This window comes from Marivirga arenosa (assembly GCF_030503895.2).
In the GTDB taxonomy this organism is placed as follows: Bacteria; Bacteroidota; Bacteroidia; order Cytophagales; family Cyclobacteriaceae; genus Marivirga; species Marivirga arenosa.
Map to the genome: position 1 here is coordinate 3142274 of NZ_CP129970.2, position 21324 is coordinate 3163597.

A 21324-nucleotide genomic window follows, 5' to 3' on the forward strand; every position below is an offset into this window, starting at 1 on the left:
TTGATGAAATAAAAAAAGGTTTCTCTAAACAGAGAAACCTTCAATAATCAAATGTATTAAAAATGTATATTTATCAATTAAGCTAACTTAACATTCACTGCATTTAAACCTTTTTTACCTTCTTGAAGCTCATAAACAACTTCATCGTTTTCTCTAACATCATCAATAAGACCTGAAATGTGTACGAAATAATCTTTTTGAGTGCTTTCGTCAATAATAAATCCAAAGCCTTTTGAATCATTAAAGAATTTTACTGTTCCTTTATTCATTATAATAATTTTAATTTACACAAAGGTACACCTTTAAATATCAATAGTAGCATAATTTTGAATTATATTTTTTAAGAAAAAATCTAATTTCGATAAAAGCTGTTTTTCTGAATCCAAAGCCCATTTATTTGATTATTTTTGACAAAAATTTTATTGAATTCCATGAATCTTAGAGTAGTAAGTTTATTTTCAATTTTACTGTTTTTATCCGCCTGCAGCCTTTCTAATTCTTCAGAAGAAAGTTTAAATTATTCCTTCGAATTAGTAGATCAAATAATTCTAGATCCAAATAAAATAAAAGATGAAAGTGTTTTGGGAGGGTTGTCATCAATAGATTATTTAGGTTCTAATCAGTACATAATTATTTCAGATGACAGATCTGAATATTCAGACGCAAGATTATATAAATTACAAATTCAATTCTCAGAGGAAGGTATTGAAAACTATGAGTTTTTAAATACTATATATTTGAAAAATGAATTAAATAATAGGTTTTCCCAAGATGAGTTGGACCCAGAATCTATTCGCTATAGAAAAAATTCTAACTCATATTTTATAACTAGTGAAGGGGGGAGAATAGGGGGATATATAGATCCGTTTATTTGGGAAATTAATAAAAATGGAGAGTTTTTAAGAAATATCGAAACTCCATCATTATTTAGATTTTATGAGGATAAGGGAGTACGTAAAAATGGTGCTTTTGAAAGTTTAAGCTTTGAGAATGATACTATAATATGGTATGTAAACGAATTACCTTTAATACAAGATGGAATGTCACCTGGCTTTACTAAAGGAAGTTATCCACTTCGTTTAGTAAGGCATGATATTAAGAATAACAAAGTATTAGCTCAATATGCTTATCAAATTGAACCATTACAAAAAAAGCCAATTCCAGAGGATGGCTTTTATATCAACTCTGTCCCTGAAATATTATGGATTGATGATAACACATTATGGGTGATGGAAAGGTCTTATACAACAGGTGTGGGTAATTTTGTTAGAGTTTACCAAGTAAATACCTCAAAAGCATCAGATATACAAAATATTGAGTATTTAGAGGGTTCAGAATTTAATTCTGTATCAAAAAGGTTAGTACTTGACTTCTCAGATTATAATTTAAGAATTGATAATATTGAAGGCTTAACTTTTGGTCCCAATTTTCCTGATGGAAGTAAAAGTGTTTTATTTATTTCCGATGATAATTTTAATAAAGATCAGGAAACACAATTGTGGTTATTTTCATTAAAAACTGAATAAGAAATTATTGAGTCCCAATTGAAATATACTTTATTCTCAAATTCTCGTTAAATATATTAAATAGTTACTGCTATGGGAATTCTATCATTTTTTCATTCAAATTCTGGTGTAATTGAAACTACTAAGCTTATCGAAGAATATAGTAATTTGTTTATAAATGATGAGATAGTAGATGTGGGGTTCAAAATAGATCATGATACCTATATCTTTACCAATAAAAGGCTCATTATTGAAGAACATAGAAAAAAGGAAGATAAAACTATCGAATATTATTTTATACCTTATTCAAAAATTGAAAGTATCAGTATTGAGGCTTCAAAGGAGTTTGATTCAAAGGCTAGCCTCAAAATTTATTTGGTAGGCAATGGATATCCTAAGGTAAATAAAGAGTTTAATGATTCAGTTGATGTGTATGAAGTACAAAAGATATTATCAAGCTATATGATAAACTGAAAAGGTGACCGAAGCCACCTTTCATTTATTTTTGTTCTTTCATTTCTCGTTCAAGATGCTTCACTAATTTTTCGCAAAGCATATTCATTTCCTCAGCCATAAATTCATCACCAGTAGAATTTAATACGCTTTGTGCCATTCCACCCAAGCAATCAATATAAAACCTTTTCATTTCATCAACAGGCATTTCTTTAGTCCATAAATCGATTCTCATTGAGTTTTTCTGAATATGATCCCAAAGCGATATACTGATGCTCTTTGTCTCTGTCAATTCATTACCTGCATCAGTGGCGCTCCAATTGATTTTCTCAGGTACGTTATCTTTATCTAATTCAATTTCGAAATTAATGTTCGATTTCTTCATTATTGCTCTTCTATCTATATTATACTTTATACTAATTCGGTAACATATTTTTGAAATCCTGATAACTTGCAGGATTTAAAGGGTTTGTATCACATCCTAATTCATCAGCTTTTACATTAATATCTTCCACTCTATCCTCTGGGTTTGGATGAGTACTTAAAAAAGCAGGAAGTCTACCTGTATTCCCTTCATCAATTAACTTTTGAAAAAATGAATAAGCCCCATTGCATGCGTAAGGTGTTTTAGCCAAATATTCAACGGATTTATCATCGGCTTCTTTTTCATAAGCACGAGAAAAAGTTAATCCAGTTGCTGTACCTGCTATTTGGCCCGCTATTTTTGTTAAATCACTAGAATTATTACCTGATATTAAGCTGATTAAAAAACTTAAACCATATTGAACTTGTAAGTTCTTGCTTGTATGCCTTAAGTCCGAATGTGCAACTTCGTGACCTAAAACCCCCATTAAATCATCTTCTTGTTCAAGATATTTTATTAAACCTGTATACACATAAATATAACCACCTGGTGTTGCAAATGCATTTAAAGTGGAGTCGTCTTCTATAATATGAATATCCCAAGCAAACTCTTCTTTATAAGCTACTTCTCCTGAATTTAATATTTCATCTAATAATCCATTTAAATAGGTATAAGCATCTGCGTATTCTGCCTCATCTAAAACAGGAAATTGTTCAGGATCATTTTCTATTTCGGATGCTACTTGAGCCCCTAACTCCACATCCTCTTCAATTGAAAGGAATACAAAATCATCATTCTTGTCTTTACAAGCTTTGAAAATGAATGTACTGAGTAGTGCAATTAAAAATACGCTTACATTTAGCTTTCTCATATTAATCAATTTTCATTTCAGGTATATCGCCTTCAACAATTAGCTTACCAGCTGTGGCTTCTTTTATTTCATCAACGCTAACACCTGGAGCTCTTTCGATTAATTTGAAACCACCTTCTTCCTGAACTTCTAGAACTGCTAAATTGGTCACAATTTTCTTTACACAATTCAAGCCCGTAATCGGAAGTGTACATTCTTTTAAAAGTTTAGAATCACCACTTCGGCTAGTATGTTGCATGGCAACAATTATATTTTTAGCTGAAGCTACCAAATCCATCGCTCCACCCATTCCTTTTACCATCTTTCCTGGAATTTTCCAGTTGGCAATGTCACCATTTTCGGAAACCTCCATGGCCCCTAAAATAGTCAGGTCTACATGCCCACCTCTAATCATGGCAAAGCTTTCAGAAGAATCAAATAATACTGATCCATCGCGCATGGTAATGGTTTGTTTACCAGCATTAATTAAATCAGCATCCACTTCATCTTCAGTAGGGAATTGGCCAATGCCTAGTAAACCATTTTCTGATTGTAATACTACATCTAAAGCATCAGGGATATAATTGGCAACTAGGGTTGGTATACCAATACCAAGATTAATATACATTCCATCTTGTACTTCCTGAGCTATTCTTTTTGCTATTCCAATTTTATCTAGTGCCATAACTTAAGATCTTACAGTTCTTTGTTCTATTCTTTTTTCATAATTTTTACCTTCGAAAATACGTTGCACGTATATTCCAGGAGTATGAATTTCATTAGGATCTAATTCACCTGCAGGTACTAATTCTTCAACTTCAGCAATAGTTATTTTACCAGCTGCTGCCATCATAGGATTGAAGTTTCTGGCGGTACCTTTAAATATTAAATTTCCAGCAGTATCGCCTTTCCAGGCTTTCACCAATGAAAAATCAGCTGTTAATCCAGATTCTAATAGATACATTTTACCATCGAACTCTCTAGTTTCTTTACCTTCGGCAACTTCGGTTCCAAAGCCAGCTGGCGTAAAAAATGCAGGAATACCAGCACCTCCAGCTCTAACTCTTTCAGCTAAAGTACCTTGAGGTATAAGTTCTACTTCTAATTCACCAGAAAGAAGTTGCCTCTCAAACTCTGCATTTTCTCCTACATATGAAGAGATCATTTTCTTTACTTGGTGAGTTTTTAATAAAAGTCCGATACCAAAATCATCTACACCCGCATTATTAGAAATGCAGGTCAATCCTTTTACTTTACTATCTAATAATGCAGAAATACTGTTTTCAGGAATACCGCACAAACCAAAACCTCCTAACATCAATACTGCATTATCAGGTATGTCTTTTACTGCTTCACTAGCATTTTTAACTACTTTATTAATCATTTTTTATCTATTTAAAAGCTCCTGATTAAATGTAATCTTACTCTAAGTTAATTAATTTAATGGTTATTGAATATGCTGATTTAAGATTTGTATCGCATTTTCTTTATCTTTCGTTAGCTGGTCACTAAGTTCCTCTTTGGAGTTGAATTTTATTTCATCTCTTAACTTTTTTATGAAAGTAATTTTAATTTTCTCATCATAAATACTGTCATTGAAATCAAAAAGATTAGCTTCAATCCTTTTTGTTTTACCATCTACAGTAGGTCTGTACCCAATATTAAGCATTGCATGATAGGTTTTGTTTTTTACAGTTGCTAAAACTGCATAAGCCCCATCAGCTGGTATTAATTTATATTTCTCTTCAACATCAATATTCGCAGTTGCGAAGCCGAGTGTTTTACCGATTTTGTCACCACTCACCACTACGCCATTTATTTCATAATATCTACCTAAAAAATCATGAGCATGTTGTACATTTCCTTCTTCAACTGCATCACGTATTTTAGTAGAACTGATACCTACATTATCTATAGTTTGCTTTGATATTTCCTCAACATCAAAGCCGTATCTCTTAGCATTATTTTTTAAATGTTCAAAACCACCTTCTCGGTCTTTACCGAAACGATGATCATATCCAATTACTAATCTTTTGGTATGTAATGCTGATATTATAATTCTTTGAATAAATTGTTCTGAGGTCCAGCGAGAAAATTCTTTAGTGAAATTTACTTTTACCAAATGATCTAGACCTAATTGCTCTAAAATCTCAGCTTTTTCATCAAAAGTGGTTAATAGTTTTAGGTGATCTGGATTTTTGCCTAATACATATCTTGGATGTGGCCAAAAGGTTACTAAAGCAGTTTCCCCATCAACTGATTTAGCCAAATCAATAATACGACTGATTATTTCTTGATGCCCGATATGAACGCCATCAAATGTACCGATGGTGACCACAGCATTTTTTATACCTTCTAAATTTTCATACCCGTCATGGACGATCATTGACGCTTGCTTTATGTTTTTCTACAAATTCACTCAGGTTTTCAGCATCATCAACTGAAAAGTTACCGATTTTTGTTCTTCTTAATTCTGATAAGTAAGCACCTACACCAAGTATTTCACCAAAATCATTTGCCAGGCTTCTAATGTATGTGCCTTTTGAGCAACTAACTCTAAACTTTACTTTTTGATTTTGAAAATCGATAATTTCAAAGTCTTCAATATTTACCTTTCTCGATTTTAATTTCACATCCTTACCTTCTCGAGCTAATTCATATGCTCTTTTACCATCTTTTTTAACAGCAGAAAAAATAGGAGGGGTTTGTTCAATTTCACCAATAAAGTTTTCGGTGGCCTTTTTTAAATCCTCTAACGAAATATTTTCAGTTGACTTTTGGAATTCAGGTTCAGTTTCCAAATCATAGGATGGGGTTGTATATCCAATAGTAAACTCTCCAGTATATTCTTTTTGTTGAGCTTGATATTTTTCAATAGACTTCGTCATCTTACCAGTACATAGGATAAGTAATCCCGTTGCTAAGGGATCTAATGTACCTGCATGACCAATTTTTTTAACCTTTAAGGTGTATCTTAATTTTTTAACAACATCAAAAGATGTCCAATTTAATGGTTTATCAATAAGGAGTACTTTTCCCTCATTATAGCCATTTTGTACTTCACTCATATTAACTGGCTTATTATAGCTATACTTCCAATGATTGCGCAATAAATAGCGAAATAAAGTAATTTTCCTTCTTTAACAATTTTAATCATGGCTTTGCAAGCAAACAGACCAGCAAGAAAAGCCATTAAAAAACCTAGTAGTAAAGCAAGTGATGAAGTTTGGCTTTCTATTGCGGGTTGTTCTAGATAATCTAAAACTTTTAAAAAAGAAGCACCTAAAATTGGAACAAGCACCATTAAAAATGAAAACCTTGCTGCCTTCTCTTTATTAACTCCTATTAACAAGGCAGTTGCAATAGTAGCACCTGATCTAGAGATTCCTGGAAGAATAGCAATAGATTGAGCTATTCCAATTACAAGTGCCTGCCAATAGTTTACTTTGCCTCCTTCTTTTGATTTTACAGTTTCTGTAAATGCAAGTAAAACCGCGGTAACCAAAAGCATACTGCCAACCAAAAGTAAATTACCTGTAAAGAAGCTTTCAACTTGATCTTCAAAAAAGACTCCAATAATCCCAATTGGAATCATAGATAGCACTATTTTGGATACGAAATCATAAGATTCGTTCCATTTGAATTTAAAAAGCTCTTTAAAGATATTTCCAATGTCTTTTCGAAAAACTATTATAGTTGATAATGCAGTGGCAGCATGTACTAATACTGAAAATAATAAGCTTTCAGATGTATGTGCGTTTAATAATACAGCTCCGATTTCTAAATGACCGCTACTGCTAATTGGTAAAAACTCAGATAATCCTTGGATGATACCAAGGATAATAGCTTCTAATACTCCCATTTTAGTGTTTAGGTCGCTTAAGAATTGCAAATATTTCTACTATGAAACCTATAAAAACGATTATAGGACCTAATGTAAGACCAAGAAATCCAAAACCATATTGTTCGGAATCTAATGTCATAATGATAAATCCTGTGATAAGAGTTAAAATTCCAGCAATCATTAAAATATAATTGCTTTTACCAAATGCTAGTTTCTTTTTCTCTGACATAAATATTATTTAATATAATTCATCTAAAGACATTGCCATATATTTTTGCATGGCTCTGTAAGTACTAAAAGTTGCAATGATAATACCGGTTAAAATTAATCCACCAAAAATTATCAATTGCATTTGTTGGTTTTGTAATTCTGCTAAACCTTCCAATTGCTCGCTACCATATGCTAATAATCCATACAATAAAGCTGCAGCAATTATGGCAGAAACTATTCCATGTAAAATGGAACGATAAATAAATGGTTTTCTGATAAAGCCTTTAGTTGCGCCCACAAGTTGCATGCTTCTTATTAAGAATCTTTGTGAAAACAATGCTAATTTTATTGTATTGTTAATCAAAATACCAATCACAATAAATAGTAAGATTGAGATACTTAATAGCACAATACTAATTTTTGTGATGTTTTCATTGATACTTTGTACCATGTTATTGGTGTAAATAACCTCAAAAACACCGTTAATTTTCTCTATGTCTTTTTGAACTTCAAGCATTTTTTCAGAAGAATGGAAATCTGATGAGATTTTAATGATATATGCATCTTTTAGAGGGTTATCACCCAAGAATTCCATGAAGTCTTCACCAGTATCTTCAATAAATTTTTCAGCAGCTTCTTTTTTGGAAATAAATCTCACTGATTCAATATCTTCTCCCTTAAGAATATAAGCTTTTGAAGCTAATGATTTACTTATCCTTAACTGTTGCGGTTCAGATAAATTTGAATTTAAATATACTTGCATCTCCACATTTTGCTGAATCACTTTTGTTAGAGAGGAAGTGGTGGTAATTAAAAGTGCGAATAACCCTAGAATAAATAAGGCAAGAGTCATACTTAATATGACGCTTATAAATGGATAGTGCCCAAGCTTTTTCTTCTTTCTATATTTTTTTTCTTTGCTCATAAATCAAAGCCCAAAAATAAGAATTTATTTATGCTTAGCTTATTAATTTGATATAAAAACAAAAAAGGCTTTCCAAAAATTGAAAAGCCTCATTTATTATTGTTTAAACCTAGTAGTTAATCTTCTAGAATTAGGTCTATTTCCATTTTTAATAATTCATCATCAAGTTTTGATAATGGTGTTATGTCCGTTGTATTATCTTTTATAATAAATACATCCTGATTATAGCTTAGGAACAATTGTTTCCTTCCTTTATCATTTAACTCAATGATTTGGTAAGGCATCTTTTTGAAGTCCCCATATAAATAAAGCTTAGAGTTATAATATCTGTAATGGAAATTGTCTTGAGAATCAATTCCTTCAAATAATTGTATTTCAGTCTTGTCAGCTCTATTAAGTGCTATATCCTTACTAGAGATATTCTCTATTTCCTCTTCATTATGCTCAGAAAATATTTTGTCGTCTTCATAAGAAATTAAAGACTGTGGTTTTACCTTAGCAGTATTTTCTTTTCTCTCTTCTTCTTTAATTTTTTCTTCAACAAGCTCTATTGAACTTGGTTTTTCAGCTATATCTTTTGGAGTACTTGTGATTTCTCTTTGAACTGTTGGAATTTCATCAAATTTTGGACTTTTAAATTCCACAGCTTGAGCAACTTTAATGTCAAGTGGTTTAATCACTTCATTAAAATTGTAAAGTGACCAATAAAGAACACTACCAAATAAAGTTACTCCAGTAATAGTGCCTGCTAGCCATTTAACTCCACTTCCACCTAAAACTCCAGCAGTTGTAGGTAAATCAATTGAAGCTAATCTTGATTTCAATTCTAGTTTTCGTGTATTAGCTATTCCTTGAATGATGTTTTTTTGTAAATCAAATTCAGCCTTTACTAGCGGGTCAGATTCAATTTTTGCTTCAAGCATAGCTTTCTCATTAGGGGAGATAGTCCCCTCAAAATATGCTTCGATTAAGCGAAAGTAATTGATTTCACTCATAATTATTAGTCTAAAAAGTCGCTGGCCTGATATCTTGATCTTATAAGATCATCCAGTCTTTTTTTACATTTATATCTTTTTGTTTTAGCTGTATCACTATTAGCCAGTCCCATTTTTTTAGCTATTTGATCCATTGACAGACCATCAAAATAGTGATAGTTTAATATTTGTTTACACGAGTCTCCTAATTCATTAATACATTCATGAATTATTTTAACCATTTCTTGATTTTCAAATTGGTTATGCTCGCTTTCTTCTTTATCGCTTTCTTCAAATTTTTTCTTTCTATCTAATTCTTTTCTCCATAAGTTCTTACATATACTAAATAAGTAAGTACTTATTTTTGAAGTTAGCGTAAATTTTTCATCCATTGCTTTTTGCCAAAATACAATTAAGGCATCTTGGAAGATGTCCAAAGCCTCTTGCTCTGAACCATTATTTCTGAGAACCATCCTAAGCATCATTTTATAATGCTGCTTGTAGAGATAATCTAAAGCAGATTCATCGCCTAATTTGATGCGGTTTAGTACTTGTTCGTCAGTTAATTTCATTTGTTAATACTTCTTAAGGCTTTTAGGTAACCCCAAGATTTTTAAATAATTATAATTATACGGAAAAAATTATAAATAATTGAATATAAAAACAGCGAATACATTACAATTCAATAGTTTCAGATAATTTGAAATTTATGAACGGAAAGTTAATGTTTGTTTAATTTTATTTCTTTAACCGAATTATTAAGTGTTACAAAAACAGTCTCTTCTTTTGAAGGACTGATTTTGGCTAATCCAGTTAATTTACCAAATGCAGGTAATATCAATTGATTTTTTTTATGATAAAAACAAGGTAGTTTTAGGTATGATCTTCCTTTAGTTTTTATAGAAAGGCCTGGATGTATATGTCCGCAAAGATTAATATAACCCTGTTTTAGTTGAGATTTTATTAATGGATGATGACTTAAAATAAATGAATCTAATTGAAATGGCTCTTCTTCTATTTTCAAAATACTTTGATCATAGATAGTTTTTGGAAGAATGTCATGATTGCCTTTAATAAGAATAAATTCAACTGTAGAATTACGATTTAAGAAATGATCAAATAGAGTCCATTCATGATTTAAATCGCTATGAAATAAATCACCCAAAAAGAAAACTCTTTTAGGGTGATACTTTTTAATTAAAGCTTCAAGTCTTGCTATTTCAGCATCAATAATTCCAGTGGGAATAGCAATTCCAGATTTTCTAAAATGACTGGTTTTGCCTATATGTAAGTCCGCAATAAATAATACTTCTTTATCGGACCAATAAATAACTCGGTCTTCTGAAAGTTCTAATTCTTTGCCTACTACTTTTAATATCAAATGATTAGTCTGCTTTTTTCCAAGTTTGAGTTCTATAGAAAAAGGCTACATATCCTCTTACTTTAAGATCATCACCCTCTCTCCAGATTACACAATCATAAGTTTTTCCATCTTCAGGATCAAGAATTTCACCGTCTTCCCATTCTTCATCATCTGCATCCCATTCCATATCACGAATGATTTCCATTCCTATGATTTTTTTATTTTTTCTGTCACCAGAACAATTATCACAAATAGGGTCCTGATCTTCATTGGGTTCGGTAAATATTTTTAAAATTTTTCCATAAAGCTCTCCATCTTTTTCATATATCTCAACAATACTTTTTTCTTTTCCTGTCTCATCATCAATTGTTTTCCACTTTCCAGTGACAGCGGATTGTGATATTGCAGTGAAACTTATCCCTATAAATACTAATAGTAATGTAAATCTCTTCATTTTATTTTAAATATTACAGCCTTCAAATCTAAAGTTAAAATTATTAATTTTCTAATTGTATCTGCATTTTCGCCACTCTTTCTTCCAGACTTTCTGTTGAAAATTTTTCCCTTAATCGATCCACCATAATAGGGAATGCAAAAGGTGAGGGTTTTAAAGTTTTGTTATAAATTATTTTTTGTTGATTGATTTTCCGCAACGATTCAATTAATCTTTCTTCCTCCAATTGTTGCTCCACTACTTCTTTATGAGCTTGCTTTAACAACAGATTTTCAGGTTCATATTCAGTAAAAACATCATATAAAATTGAAGAGGAAGCTTGAATGTGTTTTTCCTTTATATTCTTTCCTGGAAACCCTTTAAAAATCATGCCCGATATTGAAGCTATATCTCTAAATTTTCTTTTAGCCATCTCTGTTTCATTAATTCCCAGCATAATATCTTCTTTTAAATTGTCTAATGAAAATAAGTCAAGTGATAACATTTCTTCAATATCAAATTCTTCATCCGTGAGTAATTCAAAGCCATAATCATTCATTGCAATGGAAAATGTAATGGGTTGAGAAACACTTATCCTGTAGGCAATAAGTCCGGCCATTACCTCATGTATAAACCGCCCCTCAAAAGGAAATATGAATATGTGAAAACCTTCTTTTGATTTTACAGATTCTATCAACAATTCGTCTTTGTTTGGAATGACGGATAGTTCTAGTTGTCTATTTATTAGAGGTTGTATTGTAGATAATTCTATTTCATCTAATTGATTGTTTTTTATTTTTTCAAGTTTTTCCTTTATATGTAGTGAAAGTTGTGAAGATAGTGGCATTCTACCACCCATCCACTGGGGAATTAAGCCGGTTTTCCTTTTACTTTTCTTTACTTGAACTGTCATATCTTTTAGTCTAACATATTCCAATGCTTTACCAGAAAACCAAAAAGTGTCACCAACTTTAAGTTTGCTGATGAAATACTCTTCTATTGTTCCTAAATGACCTCCTTTTACATATTTTACATTTAATACCTGATCGCCTACAATGGTACCAATGGATAACCTATGGCGCATTGCAATTCTTCTGTTTGTCACTTTAATAAGGCCATTTTCTTCTGTAGTTTTTTGATATTCATCATAAGCTGATAAGCTTTTACCACCTGTTTTTAAAAAGTCTAATAACCAATTCCATTCTTTTTTGGATAAGTCTTGATAACAATAGGTTTCTGTAACTTGCTTAAATAACTTATCTGCATCAAAACCATCACTTACTGCTAAAGTGGTCATAAATTGAAGCAGTACATCCAAAGCCATTTTAATAGGGATTCTAGCTTCGAAATCCTTTTGTTTAATGGCTGATCTTAAAGCCGCACCTTCAATTAGTTCTAAAGAGTGAGTAGGAAGGAAGTATATTTTACTGATTTCACCTGGCCTATGCCCACTTCTCCCAGCTCGTTGTGCAAATCTTGCTACTCCTTTTGGTCCACCAACCTGAATAATGGTATCAACTGGTCTGAAATCAACACCTAAATCCAAACTGGAAGTACAAACCACAACTTTTATCTGGCCAGAATGCAAAGCTTCTTCTACCCAAGTTCTGATTTGATTATTTAATGAGCCATGATGCATGGCAATAGCTCCAGCTAGATTAGGATCTTTATTCAGTAATTGTTGATACCATATTTCAGTTTGGGATCTTGTATTTGTAAATATTAAAGTAGTTTTATTCTCATTTATTATGGGTAGAACTTTATCAATGAGTTTTATTCCTAAGTGTCCCGCCCATGGATATTTTTCTACTTCATCGGGAAGTATGGATTTAATTTTTATTTCTTTATCAAGTTTTGCACTGATGAAAATACCATCTGAATTATTAGGTCCCAGCAATACTTTTTGAGCTTCAGGTAGATTACCTATAGTGGCTGAAATCCCCCATATTTTCAATTTATTCTTACTAATAGCTCTGAATGAAGATAAGGCTAATTCTACCTGAACACCTCTTTTACTTCCTAATAATTCGTGCCATTCATCTACTACCAAGGCTTCAAGATTTTTAAAATAGTTGGTAGAATTTTTTTGACTCAAAAGTAGATGCAAACTTTCAGGAGTAGTGATTAGGCAATCAGGAGGGCTTGTTTTTTGTCGTTTTCTATCTTTAGTTGACGTATCACCTGTTCGTATTTCAATTTTCCAATCAAAACCAAAATCATAAGCAGCTTCCTGGATGGCAGATTGAATATCCTTTGAAAGTGCTCTTAAAGGTAAAACCCATAAAAATTTTAAACCTTTTTTAGGTTTATTATTTAAGTTGGAAAGTAAATAGCCAATCCAGATTGCATAGGTTTTTCCACTGCCAGTTGGCGCATTAAGTAGGCCAGAATTACCATCAATGAAGTGTTTCCATGTTTCCAATTGAAAAGCAAAAGGGTCCCAACCTTTTTTCTTAAACCAATTAATTCCAGCTTTCAATTGATCATCCATATTTCTCTAATAATTCCTGTAAATCAATGAGTTTATTAGCTTCAGATATGGATTTGTCTTTTCTCCATCTTTTGATTCTTGGAAAGCGTAGTGCAATACCTGATTTATGTCGCTTTGATTCTTGAATGCCCTCGAATGCTATTTCAAAAACCAATGCAGGTTTCACAGTTCTGACAGGACCAAACTTTTCTTTTGTATTTTTTTTGACAAAAGAATCAACTTTTTTCATTTCGGCATCTGTAAGTCCAGAATAGGCTTTAGCGAAAGGTATTAATTCATCCTCATGCCAAACAGCCAATGTGTAATCTGAATATAAATCTGCTCTTCTGCCATGTCCTTTTTGGGCATAAATCATTACGCCATCTATAGTTAATGGAGCAATTTTCCATTTCCACCAGCTTCCTCTTTTTCTACCAGCTTCATAAACGGAATCTAGGTTTTTTAGCATAATGCCTTCAGTTTTTACTGAACGAGATTTTTTTCTAATCTCCTCTAATTCACTCCAATTATCAAACCTTAAACTTTCAGAACTGATTAGCCGACTATCTGATGTTTGCTGAATGATATTATCTAATTCAGCTTTTCTAGTATTAAGTGGTCGATTTCTATAATCCAGCCCGTTAAACTCAATTAAGTCGTAACTGATAAAAACAACAGGAGCCTTTTTTAATAGATTCTTAGTGACATTTTTGCGTCCAATCCTTGTTTGTAAAACTGCAAAAGATAAAGGTTCGCCATTTTCAAATGCAGTGATTTCTCCGTCTAGAACAGTGCCATTTGGTAATTGGTTGGCCATCTCTTTTAGTTCTGGAAATTTATCAGTGATTAACTCTTCCCCTCTGCTCCATATGAAAACTTCCTCCTTTCGTTTAATGATTTGGCCTCTTATACCGTCCCATTTCCATTCTGCTTGCCATTCTTCCGGTTTTAGCTTTTCTTTTATTTCATTGGTTTCAATTGGGTGTGCCAAATAAAAAGGGTAGGGCCTTGATGCTAAATCTTTGTTATTTTCTTCTAGTATTAATTCTTGAAAAGTTAATTTGTCAGGTGACCAATCTCCCATTAATCTATGAGCAATAATAGTTTTATCTATATTGTAAGTTTCACTAAGTGCTTTAGTAATTAAGTTTTGAGATACACCAACTCGCCAGCCACCTGTCATGATTTTTGTGAATACAAATCTCTCTTGTTGATCTAATTCTTGATAAAGAGTATATAATACTTGTTTTTTTTCAATCAGATCTTCATTTCTGATTCTGTTCAAAGTGTTGATATAATAGGTGAGGGGCTTATCCTCAGCATTAGATTTACAATCTATATTAGCGAGTAGAAGTGAGATTGTTTCAGCTAAATCACCCACTACATGATAAGATTCCTGAAAAAGCCATTCAGGTATGGAGGTCCATTCCATTACCCATGCTTTTAGTAAGGATGTTTTGACTGCTCTTTTGGGTCTACGATGAGTAAAAAGTGCCAAAGTCCATATTTTATCATGGTCTTCAGCCCTTTTGAAATAATGCTTTAGTGCCTCAACTTTATCGTTTGTCTTGTTGGTTTGATCTAATGCCGTAATGAGTTTCGAAAATTCTTTCAAGGCTATAGCTTTAAAGAATTATAACCAGCATTAAATTATAATGTTATTGAAAATTCTCTTTCTTGATAAAAATACAAGCAATTTTAGCAGTATTACCCGATTCATCAGAAACTGGAATACAATGAGCAATAATAGGAATTTCATTTCCGCTTTTACCAATTAAAGTGCCAGAAGCACTCAATGACATGCTGTCTGTAATTTTATTCCAAGTTTGTGTCCAATCAATATCTTCATCATATATGATTAGCCTCTTTCTATCTAAACCTATAATTTCGTCATTACTCCAACCTGTTTGAATTTGTAATTGATTATTGATATCTAAAATCTCACCCTCTTTATTAAATTCAGCTACCATAGTTGAAACTCGAACTCCTTGATTAAAGGCCCCCATTTCTTTACTTTGCCTTTCCATTTCCTCTTGAGTAGCTTCAAGCTCTTCAGCATTTTGTCGCATTTCTTCTTCTTGAGCTTGTAATTGTTCTGCCTTCATTTGAGACTCTTCAAGAAGCTTTTTAGTTTCTAATGATACTTGAAGGCCTTGAATAGTTGAGGCAATACTTTCACCCACTTTATCAATGAAATTCATATGATATTCTTCATATGGTTGGAATGATGCTAATTCAATTATTCCGAATATTTCTTCATTCAATTTCATTGGGCTAATTAAAATGTGAGTAGGGGATGCTTCACCTAAACCAGATCGGATGCTAACATAATTTTCAGGTATTTCAGATAAATAGATGTATTCTTTTTCTAAATAACATTGTCCAACTAAACCTTGACCAGGAGCTAATTCTTTTTCAATGAATTTTTGTCGATGGTAGGCATAAGCTCCCTTAAGAATGATTTTAATATCATTTTCATTTTCTTTATCAACAATAAATAATGAACCTTGAATAGAATCCGTATATTCTACTAGTTCAGATATTAAGCTGGCTGAGAGATCCTCTATACTGCTATCATTTTTACGTAGAATATCCCCAAATTTTGCAACTCCCTCATTAAACCAAACTCTTCTTTTATCCTGTTCCGCAACGGTTTGCAGTTTATTGCGCATGTCGGCTAAAGACTGACCTAAATGACCTTCGTTATTAAAAACAGATATTTTCGTATTGAAATCACCTTTACCAACTTCTTCAGCAAATCGGGTTATTCCCTTTAAATTAAATATTAATTCATTGATACCTTTAATAATGGAATTCATTTCATCTTCCGATTCTTCTAAATTATCTGGAAGATTACCTTTAGATAGTTCTCTAATATTTGATTTTAGGAAATTTATTCTTTTCAGAACTGATCGAATAATAAATACAGCTATAATGCTACTGATAATAGAGGCTATTATGAATTCAATTATAAGCATTAAAGGAATGTTTCTTTCTGCGTCTTGAATATCTTGAATAGCTTCTTGCTCAGCCATTTGTAATCTATCTTGAATATTTTCTCTTAAAAAAGTTAAATGTAAGATATCGTCTATCGTTGAATCACTATTCAATATTGAATAGTTAAGATTATCAATAGCTTCTTTTTGGGTTTTCTTTATTTTTGGAAGATGTTCTTTCAGCTCTTCCGTATAAGTGATTACATTTTTGTCTCCATATTCTCTTACTAAGCTATCGAGTTCATCAACTTTAGGGTATAGTTCATCAGTCCACCATCTTTCTAGATCATTTTTGTAGAAATCATCTTCTGTACTGACGTAACGAAAGGTTAAAATAGTGGTTAAATCAACCAATTGTTGAACCTCAGCTACTAGCGTATTACTGTTTTTATTTAAAGCAATTAGATTTTTACCATCCTCAATTTGGTTTTTCCAAGCTCTGTTGCTGCTTACTAACATAATCAATGCGAATGCACCAATTATAATAAAACCTATAGAAATTCTGCCTTGAAGGGTTTTAAAATCAATTCGAACGTAATTTTTAATATTAAGCTTTCTGTTCTGTTCTTGATTTTGAGAATTTTTATCCGCCATTTGATTACTTTTTCTAATGCTTCAATTAATTAGCAAAATAGAAATGATTTACTGTAAATACAATAAAAGGTAAGTGAATTGATTTCAGAATTCAGAAAACAATTTTAACAAAAAAGGTTAGTTGGATGACCAACTAACCTTTCACAAATCATTTAAAAAAGCTTATTTCTCAGCTTGAATCACTTCGCTTTTTTCCACTACTATTTCTTTAACCTCTTTCTTCACTTCTGCAGTGCTATGGTCCTTAACAGAAATGTGAGGAGCGATAACTAATGCTACAATAGACATTAATTTAATTAAGATGTTCATAGATGGGCCAGAAGTATCTTTAAAAGGATCACCAACGGTATCACCAGTCACTGATGCTTTATGAGCTTCAGATCCTTTATACTCCATTTTGCCATTAATTTCTACTCCTTTTTCGAATGATTTTTTAGCATTGTCCCAAGCACCACCAGCGTTATTCTGGAATATTCCCATTAAAACACCTGAAACGGTAACACCTGCTAATAATCCACCTAAGATTTCTGCAGAAGAAGTATCTTCAAATACTCCTTTTAAACCAAATCCAACTAATAAAGGAACGATTAACGCAATAGCACCTGGCAAAATCATTTCACGAATAGAGGCTTTAGTAGAGATGTCTACACATTTTTCATACTCTGGTTTAGTTGTACCTTCCATAATGCCAGGCATTTCTTTAAACTGTCTTCTTACTTCTTGTACCATATCCATTGCAGCTCTACCTACAGCAGCTATTGCTAATGAAGAGAAGATGAATGGAATCATACCCCCAACAAATAAAGCAGCCAATACAGGAGCTTTGTAAATATCAATTGAGTCAATGCCGGAAATACCAACGAAAGCTGCAAAAAGAGCTAATGCAGTTAATGCAGCAGAAGCAATAGCAAAGCCTTTACCCGTTGCAGCAGTAGTATTACCAACCGCATCAAGGTTATCAGTTCTATCTCTTACTTCTTCAGGTAATCCGCTCATTTCTGCAATACCACCTGCATTATCAGCAATAGGACCGAAAGCATCAATCGCTAATTGCATAGCTGTAGTTGCCATCATACCAGCAGCAGCAATTGCTACTCCGTATAAACCAGCGAAAGAATAAGAAACTACTATACCTACCGCTAAAACTAATATTGGCAATACAGTTGACTGCATTCCTACTGCTAAACCACCAATGATGTTAGTAGCAGAACCAGTACTAGATTGTTTCACTATAGATAATACAGGTTTTTTACCCATAGAGGTATAGTATTCTGTAATGATACTCATAAGAGCACCTACAATAAGACCTGTAAATATAGCCCAGAATACATCCATACTACCAAATTCGAAACCACGGATAACAAGTGTTTCTGGTAACATGTAGTCCACTAAGAAATAGGAAGCTATAACGGTAAGAATGATCGAAGACCAGTTTCCCCAGTTCAGTGCCTTTTGAACACTATCAGTTTCATTTTTAACTCTAACGAAAAGAGTACCTACAATAGAGAATACTAATCCTAAACCTGCAATTATCATGGGTAAAAGGATAGGTGCAATACCACCAAACTGATCTTCAGAGATGATTTCTCTACCTAATACCATTGAAGCTAAGATAGTAGCTACATAAGAACCAAATAAATCGGCTCCCATACCTGCAACATCTCCAACATTATCTCCAACATTATCTGCAATAGTTGCAGGGTTTCTTGGATCATCCTCTGGAATTCCAGCTTCAACCTTACCCACTAAATCAGCACCAACATCGGCAGCTTTCGTATAGATACCACCACCAACTCTGGCGAATAATGCAATTGATTCAGCTCCTAAAGAAAAACCTGCTAACACTTCTAATGCTTTTTCCATTTCCAAACCGTTTACATCACCACCAGTTTGTAATACATAAAGGTTATAGAAGAAAATAAATAGAGTACCCATTCCAAAAACTGCAAGGCCTGCAACACCAAGCCCCATTACAGTGCCACCTGAAAATGATACTTTCAAAGCTTTTGCTAGACTAGTTTTTGCGGATTGAGTAGTTCTCACATTCGCTTTAGTAGCAATATTCATTCCTACGTAACCTGCAAATGCTGAAAAAATAGCACCTATAATAAATGAAATTGCAATTACAGGAGATGATGTTTCCACTAATGTGCCAGAATATGCCAATAATATACCGGCAATGATCACAAAGTAGAACATTACCTTCCATTCGGCTTTTAAAAATGCCATAGCACCTTTTGCTATGTATCCAGCTAATTCTTGCATCCTCTCATCACCGGCATCTTGCTTCGATACCCATGCGGATTTGATAGCCATAACAATCAGTCCCACAATCCCGAGAATCGGGACAATCCAGATAATATTGCTCATAAGTTTTAGTTATTTTTTTGAAACCCTGCAAATATAGAGGGATGATTGGTAAATGGAAATAAATTCCTCAAAGAAAATGATGAATTGTTAATCTACTTCATTTCCATAATTCATTTGGTAAATAATAGATATGAGGTATAAATGAACTATAAGCTCATAAAAATAGAGAAGACTATTGTTTATAAGCAATCGGATAAAGCAATATGTGGTCTTAAATAAAAAAAGTTCTTTAGAGTACTAAAGAACTTTTTAGTTTATGCTATTAATTAAGAATTAGCTCGCTTTCCAAACCACTTCTTTGTGGTCATTTCCAGCTTGTAAAACTATTCTTGTAGGTTTTGGAGCTAATGCTAATGTAACTTTAGAGCTGGCGAAATCATCAGCTTCAACTAACACTCCATGTCCTGGAGCTACATCAATTGTATCTTCAGTAACAACATATTCATCAGCTAAATAGGCAATCGGAAGCAAAACATCATTGTCTGGGCAGAATTCATCATGAACGTCTGCTAATGCTTCTTCCAAGTATTCACCATAATTTTCTTGGAAATCATCCTCTAAATCATGAAGTTCTTCTTCGATTTTGTCATAATCATTATCAGCATAAGTCAATTTACTTAAAGCAATTTTTGCCTTTACCAATGCTGTCAAATCTTCATCTAACTTTTTAATATCTATCATGCTATGCGCTATTGTTTTCTGAATGTAAAATTCTTTAGATTGAAATTAACTTCCAAGTAATACGAGCACTATTTAGTAATAGTTTTGGATTTAATTTCTATAAGTGGTCAAAATGCATAATTTTGAATATAATTAATTTTAAAATTGATTTAAAAGACTATGGAACAGGATTTTTTGCCTATAAATGGCACCGATTACATTGAATTTTATGTTGGAAATGCTAAGCAATCAGCCATGTATTATCAAACGGCTTTTGGTTTTGAGTTAAAAGCCTACGCTGGTCCGGAAACAGGCATTAAGGATAGGGCTTCATATATGTTGCAACAAGGCAAGATCCGTTTGGTATTAACTTCTTCCTTAGAGCCGGATTCCGAAATTGCAGAACATGTTAGATTACACGGAGATGGAGTTAAAGTATTAGCACTTTGGGTTGATGATGCTGAGTTATCTTTTAATGAAACCACTAAAAGAGGGGCAAAAGCACATTCTGAACCCAAAACTATTAAAGATGAGCATGGAGAAGTAACAGTAGCTTCTATTCATACTTATGGTGATACGCTTCACACATTTGTTAACAGACAAAATTATAGTGGGGTATTCTTACCTGGCTATGTTGAAAAAACAAGTGAATTACCTGCAAGCCCTATAGGTTTAAAATATGTTGACCATTGCGTAGGTAATGTAGGATGGGGTGAAATGAACAAATGGGTTGATTTTTACAGAGATGTTATGGGCTTCAACTTATTAATTACTTTTGATGATAAAGATATTTCTACTGATTATACTGCCCTAATGTCTAAAGTGGTTTCTAATGGGAATGGATTTATCAAATTCCCTATTAATGAGCCAGCTGAGGGTAAGAAAAAATCTCAAATTGAGGAGTATATAGATTTTTATAAAGGAGCAGGCGTTCAGCATATTGCCATTGCAACTGATGACATCGTGGATACTGTATCTGAAATGAGAAGAAGGGGGGTTGAATTCTTGAGGGTTCCAGATGTTTATTATGACGATTTATTCGAAAGGGTAGGAGAAATAGATGAGGATATAGAACCCATCAGAGAAAATAATATTTTGGTAGATAGAGATGATGAAGGATATCTACTTCAAATCTTTACAAAACCAGTTCAGGATAGACCAACTGTCTTCTATGAAATTATACAAAGAAAAGGAGCCAAGTCTTTCGGTAAAGGTAATTTCAAAGCCTTATTTGAAGCAATTGAAAGAGAACAAGAGCTGAGAGGGAACTTATAATAATCTGCTCATAAGAGCAATTAAAAAATGAACCAAAA

At 32.6% G+C, this 21324-nt stretch carries 22 protein-coding genes; 3 read left to right on the forward strand and 19 right to left on the reverse strand.

Annotation, left to right across the window (positions count from 1 at the left end):
* Positions 1–77: 77 nt before the first annotated feature.
* Entirely contained in the window at positions 78–269 is a 192-nt protein-coding gene (locus QYS48_RS13675) for a cold-shock protein (RefSeq protein ID WP_302101170.1), read from the reverse strand.
* 162 nt (positions 270–431) lie between these two features.
* Between QYS48_RS13675 and QYS48_RS13680 the strand changes: the two genes are divergently transcribed.
* On the forward strand, positions 432–1526 hold the full coding sequence (locus QYS48_RS13680) for an esterase-like activity of phytase family protein (protein ID WP_308356397.1): 1095 nt from the start codon (positions 432–434) through the stop codon (positions 1524–1526).
* 72 nt (positions 1527–1598) lie between these two features.
* Complete coding sequence (locus QYS48_RS13685; RefSeq protein WP_308356398.1) at positions 1599–1979, forward strand: PH domain-containing protein; 381 nt, start codon at positions 1599–1601, stop codon at positions 1977–1979.
* Positions 1980–2004: 25 nt separating this feature from the next.
* Here QYS48_RS13685 and gldC read toward each other — a convergent pair whose 3' ends face one another.
* The 18 genes from gldC to QYS48_RS13775 all read right to left on the reverse strand — a co-directional run bounded on the left by gldC (position 2005) and on the right by QYS48_RS13775 (position 20032).
* Positions 2005–2343, reverse strand: a complete 339-nt coding sequence (gene gldC / locus QYS48_RS13690) for a gliding motility protein GldC (RefSeq protein WP_308356399.1) — start codon at positions 2341–2343, stop codon at positions 2005–2007.
* Positions 2344–2374: 31 nt separating this feature from the next.
* Positions 2375–3193 (reverse strand): M48 family metalloprotease, encoded by an 819-nt coding sequence (locus QYS48_RS13695; protein WP_302101168.1) that lies wholly within the window; start codon positions 3191–3193, stop codon positions 2375–2377.
* 1 nt (position 3194) lies between these two features.
* Positions 3195–3857, reverse strand: coding sequence for a 3-oxoacid CoA-transferase subunit B (locus QYS48_RS13700; protein ID WP_302101167.1), 663 nt, complete (start codon positions 3855–3857; stop codon positions 3195–3197).
* 3 nt (positions 3858–3860) lie between these two features.
* Positions 3861–4556, reverse strand: a complete 696-nt coding sequence (locus tag QYS48_RS13705; protein WP_308356400.1) for a CoA transferase subunit A — start codon at positions 4554–4556, stop codon at positions 3861–3863.
* Positions 4557–4619: 63 nt separating this feature from the next.
* Positions 4620–5558 (reverse strand): bifunctional riboflavin kinase/FAD synthetase, encoded by a 939-nt coding sequence (locus QYS48_RS13710; RefSeq protein ID WP_308356401.1) that lies wholly within the window; start codon positions 5556–5558, stop codon positions 4620–4622.
* Complete coding sequence (gene truB, locus QYS48_RS13715; RefSeq protein ID WP_308356402.1) at positions 5545–6240, reverse strand: tRNA pseudouridine(55) synthase TruB; 696 nt, start codon at positions 6238–6240, stop codon at positions 5545–5547. Before truB ends, QYS48_RS13710 begins: the two co-directional genes overlap by 14 nt.
* Entirely contained in the window at positions 6237–7034 is a 798-nt protein-coding gene (locus tag QYS48_RS13720) for an undecaprenyl-diphosphate phosphatase (RefSeq protein ID WP_308356403.1), read from the reverse strand. Before QYS48_RS13720 ends, truB begins: the two co-directional genes overlap by 4 nt.
* 1 nt (position 7035) lies before the next feature.
* Positions 7036–7245: a DUF3098 domain-containing protein gene (locus tag QYS48_RS13725; RefSeq protein WP_302124443.1), complete on the reverse strand. Its 210-nt coding sequence runs from the start codon at positions 7243–7245 to the stop codon at positions 7036–7038.
* 9 nt (positions 7246–7254) lie between these two features.
* Entirely contained in the window at positions 7255–8151 is an 897-nt protein-coding gene (locus QYS48_RS13730) for an ABC transporter permease (RefSeq protein ID WP_308356404.1), read from the reverse strand.
* Between the two features lie 116 nt (positions 8152–8267).
* The gene (locus QYS48_RS13735) at positions 8268–9146 is read right to left on the reverse strand and encodes a hypothetical protein (RefSeq protein ID WP_308356405.1); all 879 of its coding nucleotides are present in this window, start codon (positions 9144–9146) and stop codon (positions 8268–8270) included.
* Between the two features lie 5 nt (positions 9147–9151).
* Complete coding sequence (locus QYS48_RS13740) at positions 9152–9697, reverse strand: sigma-70 family RNA polymerase sigma factor (protein ID WP_308356406.1); 546 nt, start codon at positions 9695–9697, stop codon at positions 9152–9154.
* Positions 9698–9846: 149 nt separating this feature from the next.
* A complete protein-coding gene (gene pdeM, locus QYS48_RS13745; RefSeq protein WP_308356407.1) occupies positions 9847–10506 on the reverse strand; it encodes a ligase-associated DNA damage response endonuclease PdeM in 660 nt (219 codons plus the stop codon).
* A gap of 4 nt (positions 10507–10510) precedes the next feature.
* Positions 10511–10942 carry a DUF2147 domain-containing protein gene (locus QYS48_RS13750; protein ID WP_308356408.1) on the reverse strand — a complete coding sequence of 144 codons (432 nt, stop codon included), beginning with the start codon at positions 10940–10942 and terminating at the stop codon, positions 10511–10513.
* 43 nt (positions 10943–10985) lie between these two features.
* Complete coding sequence (locus QYS48_RS13755) at positions 10986–13412, reverse strand: ligase-associated DNA damage response DEXH box helicase (protein WP_308356409.1); 2427 nt, start codon at positions 13410–13412, stop codon at positions 10986–10988.
* Positions 13405–15006: an ATP-dependent DNA ligase gene (locus tag QYS48_RS13760; RefSeq protein ID WP_308356410.1), complete on the reverse strand. Its 1602-nt coding sequence runs from the start codon at positions 15004–15006 to the stop codon at positions 13405–13407. The genes QYS48_RS13755 and QYS48_RS13760 overlap by 8 nt, the downstream gene beginning before the upstream one ends.
* A 43-nt stretch (positions 15007–15049) precedes the next feature.
* Complete coding sequence (locus QYS48_RS13765; RefSeq protein WP_308356411.1) at positions 15050–16981, reverse strand: GAF domain-containing protein; 1932 nt, start codon at positions 16979–16981, stop codon at positions 15050–15052.
* 162 nt (positions 16982–17143) lie between these two features.
* On the reverse strand, positions 17144–19351 hold the full coding sequence (locus QYS48_RS13770) for a sodium-translocating pyrophosphatase (protein WP_308356412.1): 2208 nt from the start codon (positions 19349–19351) through the stop codon (positions 17144–17146).
* Between the two features lie 273 nt (positions 19352–19624).
* Positions 19625–20032: a hypothetical protein gene (locus QYS48_RS13775; protein WP_308356413.1), complete on the reverse strand. Its 408-nt coding sequence runs from the start codon at positions 20030–20032 to the stop codon at positions 19625–19627.
* 159 nt (positions 20033–20191) lie between these two features.
* Here QYS48_RS13775 and hppD point away from each other — a divergent pair, with 159 nt between their 5' ends.
* Positions 20192–21286 (forward strand): 4-hydroxyphenylpyruvate dioxygenase, encoded by a 1095-nt coding sequence (hppD, locus tag QYS48_RS13780; RefSeq protein WP_308356414.1) that lies wholly within the window; start codon positions 20192–20194, stop codon positions 21284–21286.
* Positions 21287–21324 lie beyond the last annotated feature (38 nt).